The following is a 16,346-nucleotide window of genomic DNA, read 5'->3' as shown; positions in this document are numbered from 1 at the left end:
CCGAACGGCATTAAGCGTTTCAGCTCACTTTTCCATTGGTATATACCGGTTTCAGTCAAAATGAAAACGGTGTTTACCACGGCTGGCTTTGGCACGAAGGTAATTTTCATTACCCTCTTTCAAGTGTGCTTTTGTTCCCACAACTTCTTCGATTGAAATGCCTAAAGCTTCCAGGTCCTGAATTTTTTTCGGATTATTGGTGATCAATCTGATGCTTTCAACACCTAGTGCTTTGAGCATTTGTGCCGCTTCGGAAAAATCCCGAAGATCATCACCAAATCCCAAATGGTTATTTGCCTCATAAGTATTCATACCCTGGCTCTGCAGCAGGTAGGCATCGATTTTGTTATACAAACCAATCCCACGGCCTTCCTGGCGCAGATACAAGATAATGCCACCGTCTTCGGCCATGCGTTCTATGGTTTCATCTAACTGCTCACCACAGTCACAACGTGACGAATGGAACACATCCCCGGTAAGGCATTCAGAATGCATTCTGACCAAAGGGGGGATCTGTTGTTTATCGGCATCACGGAAAATAAGCGCAACATGCTCTTTTCCTGAAGCTAGGCCATCAAAAGAGAGAATATCGGCAGGGATATGGCTTTTCGTACCGACTTTAAAGGGGACTCTGGCCCTTACATTTACCATCTTGTTTTATTACCTCTCATACAACCACAGTCTGACGACCATTGATTGCTATGTTATCTACCGGCACAGTTCATGAGACCGCTGACTTCAATGCGCTGTTGGTATGCATGTGGCGCTGATGATATCTAAAATTATGACACGAAAACAGTCATCACCATTGTCTTCTGTGCCAACATGACACCCACAAATTGTTATAACATAACAATCAAGGCCTAAGCAATGATGATAGCCGCTTTAGATACAGGGCTCTGTATGCCACAGAGCCCTGCGCGTTAACCCTGGAACTGATCCTGAATGTCCAGACTAAAACGTATGAGTGTATCGAGAATACGCTCGCCATCTGCACGCAGCCCGTTATGTTCGAATTCATTTGTCATCCAGGCTTTACTGTTCGGGATACCGGCCAGAGTGTCACGGCTGTAATCGAATTCTACGTACATATCTTCAACATAAACCGCAGCCGCCAGCGGAACCTTGTTCACGGCCAGCTGGCTGGCATCATATAACATCGGCCAGTCCGCTTTCTCGGCCAGAATAGCGGCTGCTTCACGCAATGGTTTCAGCGTGTCCAGTTGTTCAAACATCCACGGGTAAACCATCTCGCCGGTAAAACAAAAATCTTGTCCAGGCTGATAATGGCATTGAGGATATTCATCACGCACCCGATGTGCAGACCAGCCAGACGCCTGCTGCTGACAGTATATCGATTCATGTAAAATCGCATAAATCGGATTGGTCTGGTAAGACTGTTCCGCCAGCATGGCGTTCAGGAAACTATAGCTGAGTTCCGGTTGTCCGTTCACCTCGACAAATGCACTCTCCAGCTGATAATAGAGCGCCAGATCCCCGCCACTTCTGCCAAGATTGATCCCAATTAACTGAAACTGCTCAACGGTAAACCGCTGCCCGTTCGGCAGAAAAACATCATGGGTCAATAAATGATCCGCAATGCGATTACACAGTGCCTGAGCGGCAGGAAAACGTTTGAAGAATGCGGCATTCTTATCCAGCACCCGGCGATAAGTTGCCCGATACACCTCATCAGCATGGCCTGCGATGGGCGGAATACCACCTGTCACGAACGCGCTGGTCAGACTGTCCGGGTAAAAAGAAAGATAATGCAGCGCGCAAAATCCACCAAAGCTTTGCCCCAGGAGTGACCACTGTCTGAGACCTAACGCATCCCGAATCGCTTCCGCATCACGCACAATATTATCTGCCCGGAAATGGCACAGGTAATCGGCTTGTTGCTGCGCCGTTAAGCCAGCCAGAGTCTGCGCATGAACCGGTGTACTCTGCCCTGTGCCCCGCTGATCAAGCAGCAGAACTCGGTAATCTTTCAGCGCTCGCTTCAACCAGCCGCTTTCGGCCTCCGGCCTTGGTGACGGGAATCCCGGCCCGCCCTGCAAGTACACGAGCCAGGGTAATTCACTGTTTTCCTGGCCTCTTGCCACCACTTCACGGGCAAAAATTTGAATCCTTTTCCCTTCAGGATTCTGATAATCCAAAGGCAGTTGAAAAAAGTGTGGCTGACAAAACATGTCCCCAATATAAAAACCAGATTGCATTATTTTCTCCATGGGTCAGCGGCGCTTTCTCCGTCTTTACCTGATCTCTCATCACAATGGCCACTGTCATCGCCGGCGGCCATGATGCAGCCTTCACTGTTGCGATACGAAAGATCAGGTTATTGCCTGACCGTCGTTTTGGTGTTGAGCATATCGGCAAAGTATGCCAGAAATTCACGGCCGATTTCTTTGCCTTGCATATAATCGAGGTTCAAATCCTGCTGGCTGCTTAGCAGCGCCTTACTATGCAGGGCTTTTTGTGGTGCAATCTGAATCACTTTTAACGCTTCAGGAGGATGAATCAGAAAATCATTCACATCCTTATAAGTTTGATAATAACGATTGAGCATATCAAACACTTCGGAGCGTTTTCCGGTTAAGGACAGAAAACGCTCAACGTTCAGGCCACTGAGCCATTTCCGGTAGCCATTCACCGCTTTTTTCTCTTCTTCAAGAGCTTGATTCATTTCATCGGCTGCGATCATGCCCTGTGTTTCTTTATCCAGCCACAAACGTTTCCAATTCTCGAACCTATCGGTTAATTCATGACTCACTGCTTTCACTTTGTCGATCGATTCGTTCAGACTGAATCGCTCAATATATTCCGGCAGAGCAACTTCGATGCGCCCTCTCCAGTCGTCCAGTACACCGGGGGTTGGCTGCATCATCTGCAGAGGCTCAGTACGAACCACGATGACCAGCTCAGCTCCTCGTTTCCAGGCTTCTTTCACAGGCACAGCCGCACTCACGCCGCCATCAACCCACTCAAGTTCATTCAGGCTGACAGGTAAGTTATAGAGCAGTGGAATCGCACAGGACGCGCGCAAGACATCCCGCCAGTTCTCTTCGTACATCGGCAGATAGATATCCTGCAAGGTATCTTTGCGCGTGGCACAGGCAAATGCCTGGCGATAGGTCAGTACGCGGCGGGCTGTTGAAACATCTAAGGGCGTCTTGCCATCCAGTCCGATCTGATCAAACGCCCAGTCCAGATTCATCGGCTTTTGCTGACTCAGATAATGGTAGAGGTTAAAAAACTCTTGCTGGGTTGTCAGGTTGACGATGAAGTCATGGCCGAATTTGGGTTGGCGGCTGATGAAAGAAGAAAGATTCAGCGCCCCGGCAGATGTACCGATGTAGAGTTCAAACGGGTCAAACCCGGCTTCCAGAAAGGCATCAAAAACACCGGCTGTGAAAATACCACGCTGCCCGCCCCCCTGGACCACCAGTGCAATTTTTTGCTTTTTTGATTCCGACAATTTCGCAGAAAATGTGTCGACAAGGCTGTCATCAAGATCCCCGAGACTAAAAGGCAAGTGATTCATACACCTAACTCACTCTGTTAAAAAACAAAAAACCTTCCCCCACTTTTCATTGTAAAGCGAATGCTCAACAACAGGAGATAAATATTAACAGGGTGATATATAACGATTAATGCGTTATTGCCGTCAACCCAAATCCGAAAAGGACTATCATAATGATAAAGGCAATGGTTAACGCCATTTTCAATTCAGGGGTTAAATGATTCATATACGCTCCATATTTACTATCACTGTGTATGCCAGCAACCAGCACCATTCACTGCTATTAACATTAGCAGATTGTAAAGCTGAGCGTTGATCTTGACCACATAGATAGCATGGTTTTAGGGCGGCTATCACAATTATTCAATACTGGCGCAAGGAAGAAAAAATGGCTTTAAATAACAATTGTTTATTCATAGCATGCATTGCTTCAGCTCTGGCAATCACACCTGAAACGCAAGCAAGCTCACAAAAACCAATCTATGTGACGCCGTATTGGGGCTACGCCTTTCCTGACAGTATCGACTCTGAAGAAGGGATGACAATCTCCCCGGATAATGCGGGTCTTTTCGGTGTCACCATCGAAGGTAATTATGGAAAACAATCGTTATTCAACGGTCGGATTGGATTTACGGCGCAGCACATGAAAATGCAAACCAAAGGCTTTGATGACGACGGCAGCGCAACGTTTTTTCATTTTCAAAGCAGCAGCCATTATCGCGTCGCCCCGATGCTGACCAGTTTCATCGGCTTAAGTCTGGGTGGCACACTCATGGATGCCAGTTGGTCAAAACAGGATGTTCTGATTTCGGGCGGCGCATTTTTTGGTTCTGACTTCTTCATCAATAACAATGCCAGAATTCGGTTAGAAGCCAGATGGTTAGCCAGCCGTGTCGACGGCAGCACGACGGCTGACTGTCAGACATCAACCGGTACACAAGCATGTAACATCAATATTGATAGTGACTGGTTAAATGTTTATCAGACCAATCTGGGTGTCAGCTTTGTGTTCTGAAAGAAAATACTAAACTACCTAATGAGTACAATTAGTCTTCATCATGTTGCAAAAGTCTAATTTTTGACTATTTATTAGTCATCGGTACCAAAAAATTAAAATAAAACAATTCACTCAATAATCACTGCATCACGGTGTGATCATCTAAACATTCCATTAACAACTTGTTATTTTCACAGTACGGAGGGATAAGTCAATAGTAATACCTATATATAACCAATAGTCCAAAAGTTACTGTCTATTGCGCTGGTAAGTATCAGTGGTTAATCTCGTTTTAACTGCGTGGGGTTTCAAACCAAATTCCACGATACAGGAAGTAAATACTTAGAATAAAAAACTTAATAGATACTGTTTCATAGAGAAAAACAGTACACAAGGAGATACTTATGAAACGCGAACAATGGGGAACCCGTGCCGGATTTATCCTGGCTGCTGTGGGTTCTGCTATAGGTTTAGGGAATATCTGGCGTTTCCCCTATATGGCTTACGAAAACGGCGGCGGCGCATTTTTTATTCCATACCTTTTCGCCATGTTAACGGCCGGTATTCCATTTATGATTATGGAGTTCAGCCTGGGACACAAACTGCGGGGCGCGGCGCCAAGAGCCTTCTCCAAGCTGGGTGTACGACTAGAATGGCTGGGCTGGTTCCAGGTGTTTATTGCGTCTGTCATCGCGGTTTATTATGTTGCCGTGATTGGTTGGGCCATCTCTTATCTGGGCTTTGCATTCACACAAAGCTGGGGAAGTGATACCAATGCTTTCTTCTTTAGTGAATACCTGAAACTCGGTGATAACTCGCCTAGTAACCTGGGCGGGCTGCAACTGCACATCGCCATTCCTATGGTCATTGCCTGGGGTATCACATTCGCAGCTATTTTTACCGGCGTAAAAGGTGGTATTGAGCGTGCGAATAAAATCATGATGCCTTTGCTGTTCCTGATGGTACTGGCACTGATTGCCCGTGTTATTTTCCTGGATGGTGCACTGGACGGTCTGAACTATCTGTTCCAGCCTGATTTCAGTAAAATTCTGGACGCAAAAGTATGGTCTGCGGCCTATGGTCAGATCTTCTTCACCCTGAGTGTTGGTTTCGCCATCATGATCGCCTACTCAAGCTACCTGCCTGAGAAGTCGGATATTAATAACAATGCCTTTATGACGGTGTTGATTAACTGTGGCTTCTCTATGGTTGCAGGTATTCTGATTTTCTCTGTGCTTGGCTATATGGCTCAGGAACAGGCAAAACCACTTACTGAAGTCGTTTCAGCCGGTGTGGGCCTGGCGTTTGTTACTATTCCTGCGGCAATCAACCTGCTGCCGGCGCCGTATATTCTTGGTCCGGTGTTCTTCCTGGCGCTGGTCGTTGCTGGTTTGAGCTCACACATTTCTATTATTGAAGCCGTGACGTCTGCGATCATCGATAAACTGAAATGGTCGCGTAAAAAAGCAGCGTCTGTCGTTTGCGGTGTTGGTTTTGTCGTTTCAATGGCATTCGCAACCAATGGCGGCCTGCTGCTGCTGGATCTGGTTGACTACTTCATCAACAACGTTGCCCTGCTTGCAAGCTGCCTGATTGAATTGCTGGTTATTGGCTGGTTGCTGAAAGTCTCTGACATCCGCAGCTATGTGAACAGCATTTCTGAGTTCACTATCGGGAAATGGTTCGAGATTTGTATCCGCTTTGTCAGCCCAATCATGCTGGCAATCATCCTGGGTACCAACCTGACCAATACCTTTAATAACGGTTACGGTGGTTACGCAATGTCTGATTTGTTGATGCTGGGTTGGGGCCTGGTTGCAGCGATGTTTGTAATTGCAGTAATTATCAATGTTGCATCTAAACCACTGGATAAGAAAGAGGGATAAGTATGACTGCTGGAGCGATCATCATGATGCTATTCGGCCTGGGAATTACCTGGGGAGGCGCAGCGTACTGCATCTCTGTAGCGATGAAAAACAAGGGATAACCCCTTTCTCTCAGCAAGAGGCCTTCGGGCCTCTTGTTGTATCTTTCCCTGCTGCAGGGACCGAGCCACCGCCAAAAATGCGTCTTAATTCATAATCATCACACGATGTGAGCGAATGATACCAAGATCTCTTTCCTTTCAGGCGCTTCTACCGCTACAATTTGCAAAAATACTCCAGAAGCTTAAACATCATAATGACATGGCGTGAATTGCTTCTATCAAATCGTTCAAGGAAAGACCATGAAGTTTCCAGCTCTTGTTCTCTCGTTCGCCCTACTACCCACTGCTGCTTTCGCTTCCGAACAAACCTGTGAAAGCAATAAATATCATCAGTACATTGATGCCTCGCTTGAGTGGTACCAAAGCCTGGTCCAGTTGACGATTCAAAAAGATCCCGATTTGCAGGAAGTCGGCGACTGGTTCATGGAAGGAAGAACCCATCATTTTGAATTGAAACGTGAAGCCGTCGACTGGTACTTGGCAAACGACAAAAGCCATTTAGACCTGTCACAGTCTGTTGAATCCTGGCTTAAACTCACTCAGCAGGACATTAAAGCCCTGTCGGCCCAGCAAGGTAATCTTGGCGATTACGCCAAAAAAGTCTTTGAAGATCGTCAAAGCACGCCGCACCCCAAGAATTATGAGCTGCGTAGCGCCTTTGCTGACCTGTTAACACACCCGGATGAGATCGATCAGCCCCTCAAAGAATACAACCGACAAATGAGCGCTATTGCTGCAACTCAGTGCGAATAATGTCTAACCATCTGGCACCGGACGAAGCCCGTTCGGTGCCAGATGATAAATATTTCAAGACAATTATCCTCATTTCCAGTAAATTAGCCGGATTTGCCGACGTTAACTAAAAGTAACAACTCATTATGGCAGTGGAAAACAGACAAGCTGAAGCATCTCTTGATACCCTGCACCGTATCTTTACTGTGCCGGAAGCGCCCGACTCCACGCTTGGTCGGATCGAGAAAGAGATCTCCGAAAACCTCAACGCCTTTTTACAGACTCACATTGCCGCTCAGGAAAAGCCGCTCACTGAAATTGAAAAAGATTTCTCTTGTGCTTCTGTGCCTGAGCAGCCCAGTTTTGTCTCTGAACATACTCACTTTCTGCTGGAAAAATTGGTTGCTCAGTCTGTTCACACATCGGCACCCACATTTATTGGTCATATGACATCGGCGCTGCCCTACTTTTTGATGCCGCTGTCGAAGATCATGATTGGTTTGAACCAGAATCTGGTGAAAATTGAAACCTCAAAAGCCTTCACGCCACTGGAAAGACAGGTACTGGGGATTCTTCACAATCTGATCTACGGTGAAAGAGATGCGTTTTATCAGCGCTGGATGCACAGTGCTGAACATTCTTTAGGCGCATTTTGTTCCGGCGGGACAATCGCCAACATTACCGCGCTCTGGGTTGCCCGTAACAACCTGCTCAAACCTGACGGCGATTTTAAAGGGGTAGCGCAAGAAGGGCTGTTCCGGGCGATGAAACATTACGGCTACGATGATCTGGCTATCCTGGTGTCTGAACGCGGCCATTATTCTCTGAAAAAAGCCGCTGATGTGCTCGGTATTGGCAGAGACAGCCTGATTGCCATCAAAACCGATGCGAACAATAAGATCTGTACCCAGGATCTGCAGAACACCATCGAAAACCTCAAAGCCCGGAATATCAAGCCTTTCGCGATTGTGGGTGTGGCAGGAACAACAGAAACCGGTAATATCGATCCGCTGGATGAATTAGCCGATATCGCACTTGCACACAATTGCCATTTCCATGTTGATGCGGCCTGGGGCGGCGCGACCTTGATGTCGAACCAATATCGTCCGTTACTGAAAGGTATTGAACGGGCAGACTCAGTCACAATTGATGCCCATAAACAGCTCTATATCCCGATGGGGGCTGGCATGGTGATTTTTAAAAATCCCGCGTCTATGGCAGCGATTGAGCACCATGCTGAGTACATCCTCCGTAAAGGCTCCAAAGACCTAGGCAGTCACACGCTTGAAGGGTCCAGAAATGGTATGGCCATGCTGGTGTTTGCCAGCCTGAACATTATCAGCCGTCAGGGCTATGAGTTATTGATCAACAACAGCATCGAAAAAGCCAGATACTTTGCCGAGCTGATCAAATCCGACCCCGAGTTTGAGTTGATCTCAGCACCAGAACTTTGTCTGCTAACCTACAGATACGTGCCTGAAAAGACACAGAAAGCGCTGGCTATTGCGAATGATGAAGACAAGCAAGCGATTCACGAAGCCCTGAACGATTTGACTCAGTACATTCAGAAGCGCCAGCGTGAATCAGGGAAGTCCTTTGTCTCACGGACTCGTTTGATGCCCGAGCAATGGGATCGCCGGATCACTACAGTCTTTCGTGTGGTACTGGCCAATCCGCTGACCACACCAGAGATTCTGAGTGACGTGCTCAAAGAGCAGAAAGAACTGGCATTAACCAGCCAGCAAAGCTTACCTAAGATCAACGCGATCACAGCGCGTATTCTGTCTCAGGCCAATCCCAGCCATTAAATGGCCATCATAAAAAAACGGACAGTGTATTAACTGTCCGTTTTTTTGGGGGGGGGGATTGTGTCAGGCTGACTTCACATCTTTGCTCTTATCGATGCGTTTATGCCCTTCTGTCAGGTGAACAAAATCAACCAAATCATCGCCGGTCACTTGAAATGCCTGGCCGAAGCCTTTCACGAACAGGCCATGCGTCGGTTCAAGGCGGAATAATTTAAAGTCTTCCAGGCCACTCAGCCCGTCAACAATCTCACCAAAACGCGCTTTCAACGCTGCAACACCCAACTGCCAGCGCTCGGTGTCACGCTCAACCAGGACCACATTGGCTTCAAAGGTTAAACGGGTACGCGCATAAATGGTTTTAGACGTCGCTTCGTCTTCAATCATCATCAGCGATACCTGCGGGTTTTCCAGCAGATTTCGGGCATGGCGGGCAATTTTTGAAATGAGCACATAATAGCCGTCATCCAGCAAAGCAAATGGCGCATAGCTCACGTTCGGCTTTCCTTCTGAGTCTACGGTTGCCAGTTGCAGCGTCTGACAGGTATCTCTGAACGCCTGAATTTGCGGTTCCAGACGATTTTGCAGACGTTCTTGTTTCACTTCGCTCATAACACTTTTTCTCCAACAAAAGCCTGTTTCAACGCATTAAATTTTTCAACTTGTTCAGGGATCAGCTGTCGCTTTTCATCCCTGCCAAGGTAAATTTTGAAAATACATTCACCATTGTCCGCCAGAAAGCCAATGAAATAACTTGGGTTTCCTTGTACAGGTTTACTGACGAGCACCACATCCGACACGCGATCCAGTTTCAGGTGACCATGCATTTCACCCGCTTTCCCCATCAGATTGTAGTAGCCACGTGCTTCTTTGCCTTTCGGGAATGGCGCCTTGACTTCAAAGATTGATCCCATTGAGTGAACAATGGTTGTCATCATTCCCCACGCAGGCAACGCCTCTAAAATCGCTTGCGCATGCTCCCCCGCAATATGGGTCACAAGTTCTTCCGGCAGCGCCAGGATAATTTCACCCTCACTCACACCCAGCTTTTCAGCGATCAACACTGCATGCAAATTAGGGTTCTCTTCCAGCATCGTACTGACTTCTGCTTTCAGCGCTGCCAGACTGAATTTTTCAAACACTCACGCTCTCCTTCACCATGCTGCTTGCCATGAAGTCAGTCCGCAAGGCCTGCCTCATCGCTATGCGGAAGCACACAACACAAAACCTAATTGATAATTAATTGTATTTGAGAAAATGATAAGGTGCTCTATGACCTTTTGCAAATGATAATTGATATTGTTTATCATTCATGGATAATGATGCGACTAATAATAATTATCACTTGTGATAACGATATCATTTGCTACCGATGTAACGTCAGTGCTGAACTTCACTGTGCTTATTCTGCCAGACGCACATAACAGCATGATATTTATTGGTTGATTCAGGTCGTTTGTCATTACAATTTGAGGGGATTTTCATGAGACGCGCCGTACTGTCTGTTGCGCTTTTTTTTGCAGCTACATCTGCCTGGGCACACGAACGAATCATCAGTGCAGGTTCCGGCATTACCGAACTCATCTTTGCACTGGGTGCAGAGAACCAGCTTGTCGGCGTTGATATCACCAGCAAAGCCTACATCAGTCATGAGATTCCTACTCTGGGCTATCACAGACAGCTTTCTGCAGAAAACATCATTGCATTAACGCCAGACCGGATCGTTGGTTCAAAAGAGATGGGGCCGGAAACGACCCTTTCGCTGCTCCGCCAGGCGGGTATCGAGGTCAACATTCTCAATTCAGGTGAACAAATTGATGACCTGCTTCAACGTGTAGAACAAGTCGGTCAGCTCACAGGAAAATCGGAGGAAGCAGCCCAGTTAAACAGAAAAATTCAAAAACAGGTCAAGCATATAGAGTCACGACTTGCCGCTCAAAAAGCTCGCAAGCGCATCCTGTTTTTAGTGATCCACTCTGGTCGAGCCCCCATGGTCGGCGGAAGCCAGACCGCTGCTGATACCGTGATCAAACTGGCTGGCGGTGAGAACCCGGCCGCAGCAGTGGTTGAATCTTACAAACCACTGTCTATGGAAGCCATGGTAGAGATGCAGCCTGAGGTGATTCTGCTGAGTCAACACACCAGCGAATCGATTAGGGGGCTGGATGGCCTGCTGGAAAAATTACCTTTGCTGGCAGCCACCCCGGCCGGGCAGCACAAAGCACTCTATACCCTTGACGGTACAGCCCTGATTGGCGGGTTGAATCTCAAAAGTCTGGAAGAAGCCGAACGATTGAACAAGGTTCTGTATGACCAGTAAAACCCTGTCTGCCCCGACAATGCAACGCAGGCGCTTGTCGTCCTTACTGCGTTTTCCCTCATCAGTCATCATCCCGGCGACAGGTCTGTTGCTGTTTTTTGCGGCAACCGCTTCCATCATCGTTGGGCCAATGGCGATTTCTGTTGCTGACATCTGGCAGGTTTTTCTGCCGGGACAGCAAAGTGTAGCTCCTCATATTGAGCTCATAATTCAACAGGTTCGTTTACCCCGTACGCTGCTGTGTATTGCCATTGGGGGGGTGTTGGCACTCTGCGGCGCGGTAATGCAGGGTCTGTTCCGAAACCCATTAGCTGATCCGGGGATTATAGGCGTCTCAGGCGGCGCAAGTTTAGGCGCAGCATTCGCCATTGTGTTATTCGGCTCACTGGCAGCGTCATTCCCGCTGCTGTTGACACTGGGAACCGTACCGGTTTTTGCTTTTTTGGGCGGCGCCATCACCACCTGGATTGTGTATTTTCTCGGTACAGATAAATCCGGTACCTCGGTTACTGTCATGCTGCTTGCCGGTGTCGCGATTGGTGCTTTATCCGGCGCTGCGCTCGGGTTGCTAAATTTCTATGCCGATGATCAGGCACTGCGTGATCTCTCGCTATGGACAATGGGTTCTCTAGCGGGTGCAACCTGGCCGGGGATTGCCTTGGCTTTTGTTACCCTTGCTTTTCTGTTTTGCCTGTTCTCACGTCAGGCGAATGCGTTAAATGCCCTTTTGCTGGGTGAGTCTGAAGCCCAGCATTTAGGTGTGAATGTTCAGGCATTGAAGCGTTTACTGGTTTTATTGTGTGCCGCCGGGGTTGGTGTGGCCGTCTCGTTATCCGGTGTAATTGGATTTATTGGGCTGATCGTACCGCACCTTGGCCGTATGCTCAGTGGACCTAACCATAAAACACTGTTGCCCCTTTCCGCACTGCTAGGTGCGCTGATTCTGTTGATTGCCGACATGCTGGCCCGTGTTGTCGCCGCGCCCGCCGAACTGCCGGTGGGTATTATCACAGCTCTTCTGGGCGCACCCTTTTTTATCGTCCTGCTAACAAAACAGCGAGGTCGTTTGCAATGATTCATCACATCGTGCGTCAGCCCAAAAAACAAGCTGGCAGAAACCGGCCAGTAGCAATATCAGCAGAACAACTGTCGCTGACGCTGGGCGGTAAAGTGTTGCTCGATAACCTGAGCATCAGTTTTCGCAGCGGCGAGCTGACCGCTTTGCTCGGACCCAATGGCGCCGGTAAGAGTACTTTGCTCAAAGTGTTATCGGGGGAAATACATGCCAAAGGCAATATCTACATCTTTGGTGAACATCGTCAAAACTGGCATGCCAGTCGCCTGGCGCGTCATATGGGCGTCCTTCCCCAGCACATTACATTGTCTTTTGGCTTTACCGCTCAGGAAGTTGCAGAACTGGGCACAATGCCCTTAAAGCTCAGCATAAAAGACAGCCAACGAATCACAAGTCAGACAATGGCCAACGTGGGTATCAGCCATCTCAGTCAACGGCTTTATCCTTCGCTTTCCGGTGGGGAGAAACAACGCGTCCACTTTGCCAGAGTCCTGGCACAACTCAGCGCTGCCGGTGATCAATGTATATTAATGCTGGATGAACCCACCTCTGCTTTAGATCTTGCTCATCAGCAAACCTGTTTAACTCTGGCGAGGAAGATGGCAGACAAGGGCGCGGCAGTCATTCTTGTGATTCACGATCTGAATCTCGCTTCAGAGTATGCCGACCGTCTGATATTACTCAATCACGGGAAAATACAGGCAGACGGCGATGCCTGGCACACTTTAACGGCTGAGCATATTCAGTCTGTCTATGGTGCGCCTGTCATCATCGAATCTCACCCACGCGGCCATTTTCCAGTCGTGCTGTCAGCTTAAGATACATGAAGGCACAGATGCTGTGCCTTCTACGGCGTATCATCCCGCCGATTGCGTACAATTGTTGCATCCTATTATTGACCTCTATCAAGAATCATTCCACACACCAAGAGAAACGTTGCACTGCGCGTGAGTCTCAGTAAAATGTGATCGCAAGCGATTAACCGATGAAACGAAGCGTAAAAGTCAATCACACTTTTATCAGGTTTGCGCACCCTGGGGCAACAGCCTTTCGGGTTTCCATTGACAGTGCGCTGTGGGTATTTTTCTGGACATGCTCAGAACACACAGCAACGACAGAACATGATTAACGACCGGGCCTGAGTCACTCATTTCCTGCCACTTTTTTATGTAAAAGTGGCTTTTTAGCGTCTGGCCAACATTAAGACTCGAAGAGGCCCACAGGGCCTGATGACTAGAAGAACAATTATGGCAACCATTAAAGATGTTGCACGTATGGCTGGTGTCTCGACCACCACAGTGTCACACGTGATCAACAAGACCCGCTTTGTAGCGGAAGCGACACAGAAAAAAGTCCTGACTGCAGTTGAAGAGCTCAATTATGCACCCAGTGCTGTCGCACGCAGCCTGAAGTGCAACACAACCAGCACAATCGGCATGCTGGTCACAAAATCGACGAATCCCTTCTTTGCAGAACTGGTGCATGGTGTTGAGGAATACTGTTATAAAGCAGGATACACGCTGATCCTTTGTAACACTGAAGGTAATCTCGACAAGCAAAAAGATTATCTGCGCATGCTGTCTGAAAAACGTGTCGATGGCTTACTGGTCATGTGTTCTGATCTGGATGATCAGTTGCTGGAGCAATTGGAGCGTCAGCCTGATCTGCCTATGGTGATCATGGACTGGGGTCCGGCACGCCCTAAAACCGACAATATACAGGATAACGCTGAGCTGGGCGGTTACCTGGCAACCCGTCATTTTATTGACAATGGACACACAAAAATTGGCTGCTTGTCTGGTCAAAAAGATAAATCCACCTGCCGTGAAAGATTGAAAGGTTTTCATAAAGCGATGCGCGAAGCCGGTCTGACTGTGAATGAAGACTGGATTTTGGAAGGTGATTTCGAATGTGAGTCTGCGGTTGCGGCTGCCAAAACCTTTATTGCGATGGAAGAGCGGCCAACGGCCATTTTTTGTTTCAATGACATCATGGCCATGGCATTAATCAGCACATTTGAACAGGCCGGTGTGAGCGTGCCTGAAGATGTGTCAATTATCGGTTATGACAATATCGATCTGGCACCTTACTTTTCCCCGCCTTTGACGACTATCCACCAGCCGAAGCGGCGTCTGGGCAAAACGGCGGTCGGTATCCTGATGGAAAGAGTGAAAAGCAAAAGCCATGATTTCCAGACATTTGAAATCAATCCGGAGCTGATTGTTCGCCATTCCGTCAAACGCATTAAGTAAAAAATAAACGATTATCCTCCATAAAATGCGATATGTAGCCGATATAAATTTGAGTATCGGCTATTTGCATATGGAATATTACTACGCTATGGGGGAATTAATGAGACAAACCAACACATTCTGTAAAATTTATACGATTTTTATTGCGTTTTACCTCACAAATTTTTTATGCGATCCATATCAAATTAGTCTTATTGATATATGATTAAACAGTCACGAACAAGGCAAACCATTTGAAAGAATGAGACGCAAAGCTTCCGGCCTAAAAGTAATTACTAAATAAGTTTTTACTCATGGTAGCGGGGTTGCCGATGGATGAAGTAAAAGATTATAGGCTGTTTTTGTCATAATTATGACAAAGCATTCATATTCTTATGCATAATTGAATCCTCGCTCCTTTGTTAAGTGACTTCTTTTGTTGAAAATAATTGCCGAGAAAAGAAGCATGGACAAACCATTACTGAAAGATTCAATTCGTTTATTTGAGAAATTTGGTCAAATAAAATCTCGCTCTATGTTTGGCGGGTTTGGTATTTTCGCAGGTGAAACGATGTTCGCCCTTGTTGTTAACAACAAGCTGCATCTACGCGCTAATGCGAGAAATGAAGAAGCCTTCAAACAAGCAGACCTCAAACCGTACGTTTATCAGAAACGCGGTTTTCCTGTCGTTACAAAGCACTATGCCATCCCGGATAACTGGTGGGAAACCCCTGATGTGATCCTGGAACATGCCGAACGTTCTCTCAATGCTGCTCAGGCAGATAAAGAGAAAAAACAGCAGGCTAGCCCGAATCGTATTAAAGATCTGCCCAACCTTCGCCTGGCCAATGAGCGCATGCTCAAAAAAGCCGGCATCAGTTCTGTTGATCAGCTCTTCGAAGTCGGTGCGATTGGTGCTTTCCAAGCGTTACAGGAATCTCATCACGAGTCATTGAGTCTGGATCTGCTCTGGGCGTTGGAAGGTGCAGTCAGTGGTAAACACTGGTCTGTCATTACGCCACAACGCCGAAATGAGCTGCTGTCAAAGCTTGAAACATCGGCTTTAACTGCCCATCACTAAGGTTTGCTCTGTCAGTGTTTCATTCGTTGTAATGAGTCCTGACTGTGTAAAACCTGCTTTCCAGCCCTGACGCTCCGTCAGGGCTGTGTAAAATGAAGACACAACTCACAAACGCAAGTTACAAGATTATCAGTTAACTTCCTTTCAGCGCCGTCAGCTTTAGAATGTATGTTTTGCCACCACCTCATGGAGGTTTCATGCGTTCGTCATCGCCGTTTCCGGGTCAGAATGACAAGATTTTCAGAGATAAATTCTGCAAATGGCCAAAGCTGATGCGTTACCTGGTCTTCATCAGCTTGTTACCGCCAGCCTTTCTCGTCACACTTTTGCATGCTGACGCAGTGAGCTTTGATGAGATACTGATCCCCGGCATGATGGCTTCTGCGCTCAATATTTTGCTTTTTTTCTGGGGCATCATCTTGAAAGTCAAAGCGCGTAAACACTGGTACCGGAATTACCATATCGGCAAAACCATGTTCATTGCACTTTTACCTGTGATCGCAAGCAGTTATATGTTTCTGGAACAGCACGAACCGAACACAGCCGCAAACCACCTTGCCCCTCGCAGTGTTCAACTTTCAGTCAACTAACAGCA

The 16,346-nt window shown here is 47.4% G+C and carries 17 protein-coding genes and 1 riboswitch; of the genes, 11 read left to right on the top strand and 6 right to left on the bottom strand.

All coding sequences use genetic code 11. The features are described from left to right. Positions 1–51 precede the first annotated feature (51 nt). The 4 genes from ribA to LN341_RS21870 all read right to left on the bottom strand — a co-directional run bounded on the left by ribA (position 52) and on the right by LN341_RS21870 (position 3,695). Complete coding sequence (gene ribA / locus LN341_RS07210) at positions 52–651, bottom strand: GTP cyclohydrolase II (RefSeq protein ID WP_120510728.1); 600 nt, start codon at positions 649–651, stop codon at positions 52–54. A 272-nt stretch (positions 652–923) separates the two neighbouring features. Then, entirely contained in the window at positions 924–2,219 is a 1,296-nt protein-coding gene (locus tag LN341_RS07205; RefSeq protein WP_234204554.1) for an alpha/beta fold hydrolase, read from the bottom strand. Positions 2,220–2,338: 119 nt separating this feature from the next. Continuing rightward, on the bottom strand, positions 2,339–3,544 hold the full coding sequence (locus LN341_RS07200; protein ID WP_046220699.1) for a patatin family protein: 1,206 nt from the start codon (positions 3,542–3,544) through the stop codon (positions 2,339–2,341). A 106-nt stretch (positions 3,545–3,650) separates the two neighbouring features. Then, positions 3,651–3,695: a hypothetical protein gene (locus LN341_RS21870; RefSeq protein ID WP_370643736.1), complete on the bottom strand. Its 45-nt coding sequence runs from the start codon at positions 3,693–3,695 to the stop codon at positions 3,651–3,653. A gap of 216 nt (positions 3,696–3,911) precedes the next feature. On the opposite strand from LN341_RS21870, the gene LN341_RS07195 reads away from it, so the two are divergent. The 5 genes from LN341_RS07195 to panP all read left to right on the top strand — a co-directional run bounded on the left by LN341_RS07195 (position 3,912) and on the right by panP (position 9,047). Beyond that, positions 3,912–4,538, top strand: coding sequence for a hypothetical protein (locus tag LN341_RS07195; RefSeq protein WP_046220700.1), 627 nt, complete (start codon positions 3,912–3,914; stop codon positions 4,536–4,538). 386 nt (positions 4,539–4,924) lie between these two features. Next, positions 4,925–6,406, top strand: coding sequence for a sodium-dependent transporter (locus tag LN341_RS07190; RefSeq protein WP_046220701.1), 1,482 nt, complete (start codon positions 4,925–4,927; stop codon positions 6,404–6,406). A gap of 2 nt (positions 6,407–6,408) precedes the next feature. Further along, positions 6,409–6,507, top strand: a complete 99-nt coding sequence (locus tag LN341_RS07185; protein ID WP_120510723.1) for a MetS family NSS transporter small subunit — start codon at positions 6,409–6,411, stop codon at positions 6,505–6,507. Positions 6,508–6,747: 240 nt separating this feature from the next. After that, positions 6,748–7,260 (top strand): hypothetical protein, encoded by a 513-nt coding sequence (locus tag LN341_RS07180; RefSeq protein WP_046220702.1) that lies wholly within the window; start codon positions 6,748–6,750, stop codon positions 7,258–7,260. Positions 7,261–7,385: 125 nt separating this feature from the next. Continuing rightward, positions 7,386–9,047 (top strand): pyridoxal-dependent aspartate 1-decarboxylase PanP, encoded by a 1,662-nt coding sequence (panP, locus tag LN341_RS07175; RefSeq protein ID WP_234204552.1) that lies wholly within the window; start codon positions 7,386–7,388, stop codon positions 9,045–9,047. A gap of 63 nt (positions 9,048–9,110) precedes the next feature. On the opposite strand, the gene hutZ is transcribed toward panP, so the two are convergent. Both hutZ and hutX read right to left on the bottom strand, forming a co-directional pair. Beyond that, positions 9,111–9,656, bottom strand: coding sequence for a heme utilization protein HutZ (gene hutZ, locus LN341_RS07170; protein WP_046220704.1), 546 nt, complete (start codon positions 9,654–9,656; stop codon positions 9,111–9,113). After that, complete coding sequence (gene hutX, locus LN341_RS07165) at positions 9,653–10,186, bottom strand: heme utilization cystosolic carrier protein HutX (protein ID WP_234204550.1); 534 nt, start codon at positions 10,184–10,186, stop codon at positions 9,653–9,655. Before hutX ends, hutZ begins: the two co-directional genes overlap by 4 nt. Before the next feature lie 341 nt (positions 10,187–10,527). On the opposite strand from hutX, the gene LN341_RS07160 reads away from it, so the two are divergent. From LN341_RS07160 to LN341_RS07135, 6 genes are all read left to right on the top strand, one after another. Then, on the top strand, positions 10,528–11,364 hold the full coding sequence (locus LN341_RS07160; RefSeq protein ID WP_234204548.1) for a hemin ABC transporter substrate-binding protein: 837 nt from the start codon (positions 10,528–10,530) through the stop codon (positions 11,362–11,364). Between the two features lie 19 nt (positions 11,365–11,383). Then, positions 11,384–12,439: an iron ABC transporter permease gene (locus tag LN341_RS07155; RefSeq protein WP_234204953.1), complete on the top strand. Its 1,056-nt coding sequence runs from the start codon at positions 11,384–11,386 to the stop codon at positions 12,437–12,439. Next, positions 12,436–13,257 (top strand): heme ABC transporter ATP-binding protein, encoded by an 822-nt coding sequence (locus LN341_RS07150; protein WP_234204547.1) that lies wholly within the window; start codon positions 12,436–12,438, stop codon positions 13,255–13,257. Before LN341_RS07155 ends, LN341_RS07150 begins: the two co-directional genes overlap by 4 nt. A 429-nt stretch (positions 13,258–13,686) precedes the next feature. Beyond that, the gene (locus tag LN341_RS07145) at positions 13,687–14,691 is read left to right on the top strand and encodes a substrate-binding domain-containing protein (RefSeq protein WP_046220707.1); all 1,005 of its coding nucleotides are present in this window, start codon (positions 13,687–13,689) and stop codon (positions 14,689–14,691) included. Positions 14,692–14,904: 213 nt separating this feature from the next. Further along, positions 14,905–15,004: riboswitch (cyclic di-GMP riboswitch) on the top strand. Between the two features lie 132 nt (positions 15,005–15,136). Continuing rightward, entirely contained in the window at positions 15,137–15,751 is a 615-nt protein-coding gene (locus LN341_RS07140; RefSeq protein ID WP_046220708.1) for a TfoX/Sxy family DNA transformation protein, read from the top strand. A 197-nt stretch (positions 15,752–15,948) separates the two neighbouring features. Next, complete coding sequence (locus LN341_RS07135; protein ID WP_052729970.1) at positions 15,949–16,341, top strand: hypothetical protein; 393 nt, start codon at positions 15,949–15,951, stop codon at positions 16,339–16,341. Positions 16,342–16,346: the final 5 nt, after the last annotated feature.

The sequence above is a fragment of the Photobacterium sp. TLY01 genome, assembly GCF_021432065.1.
GTDB classification, from domain to species: domain Bacteria; phylum Pseudomonadota; class Gammaproteobacteria; order Enterobacterales; family Vibrionaceae; genus Photobacterium; species Photobacterium halotolerans_A.
The sequence above is the reverse complement of the archived record's forward strand: the minus strand, read 5'-3'. Positions and strand labels throughout refer to the sequence as shown.

What these genes read in the sequence shown, in the direction of transcription:
- ribA (WP_120510728.1), bottom strand. Translation starts at nt 651, where the DNA reads ATGGTAAATGTAAGGGCCAGAGTCCCCTTTAAAGTCGGTACGAAAAGC.
- LN341_RS07205 (WP_234204554.1), bottom strand. Translation starts at nt 2,219, where the DNA reads ATGCAATCTGGTTTTTATATTGGGGACATGTTTTGTCAGCCACACTTT.
- LN341_RS07200 (WP_046220699.1), bottom strand. Translation starts at nt 3,544, where the DNA reads ATGAATCACTTGCCTTTTAGTCTCGGGGATCTTGATGACAGCCTTGTC.
- LN341_RS07195 (WP_046220700.1), top strand. Translation starts at nt 3,912, where the DNA reads ATGGCTTTAAATAACAATTGTTTATTCATAGCATGCATTGCTTCAGCT.
- LN341_RS07190 (WP_046220701.1), top strand. Translation starts at nt 4,925, where the DNA reads ATGAAACGCGAACAATGGGGAACCCGTGCCGGATTTATCCTGGCTGCT.
- LN341_RS07185 (WP_120510723.1), top strand. Translation starts at nt 6,409, where the DNA reads ATGACTGCTGGAGCGATCATCATGATGCTATTCGGCCTGGGAATTACC.
- LN341_RS07180 (WP_046220702.1), top strand. Translation starts at nt 6,748, where the DNA reads ATGAAGTTTCCAGCTCTTGTTCTCTCGTTCGCCCTACTACCCACTGCT.
- panP (WP_234204552.1), top strand. Translation starts at nt 7,386, where the DNA reads ATGGCAGTGGAAAACAGACAAGCTGAAGCATCTCTTGATACCCTGCAC.
- hutZ (WP_046220704.1), bottom strand. Translation starts at nt 9,656, where the DNA reads ATGAGCGAAGTGAAACAAGAACGTCTGCAAAATCGTCTGGAACCGCAA.
- LN341_RS07160 (WP_234204548.1), top strand. Translation starts at nt 10,528, where the DNA reads ATGAGACGCGCCGTACTGTCTGTTGCGCTTTTTTTTGCAGCTACATCT.
- LN341_RS07155 (WP_234204953.1), top strand. Translation starts at nt 11,384, where the DNA reads ATGCAACGCAGGCGCTTGTCGTCCTTACTGCGTTTTCCCTCATCAGTC.
- LN341_RS07150 (WP_234204547.1), top strand. Translation starts at nt 12,436, where the DNA reads ATGATTCATCACATCGTGCGTCAGCCCAAAAAACAAGCTGGCAGAAAC.
- LN341_RS07145 (WP_046220707.1), top strand. Translation starts at nt 13,687, where the DNA reads ATGGCAACCATTAAAGATGTTGCACGTATGGCTGGTGTCTCGACCACC.
- LN341_RS07140 (WP_046220708.1), top strand. Translation starts at nt 15,137, where the DNA reads ATGGACAAACCATTACTGAAAGATTCAATTCGTTTATTTGAGAAATTT.
- LN341_RS07135 (WP_052729970.1), top strand. Translation starts at nt 15,949, where the DNA reads ATGCGTTCGTCATCGCCGTTTCCGGGTCAGAATGACAAGATTTTCAGA.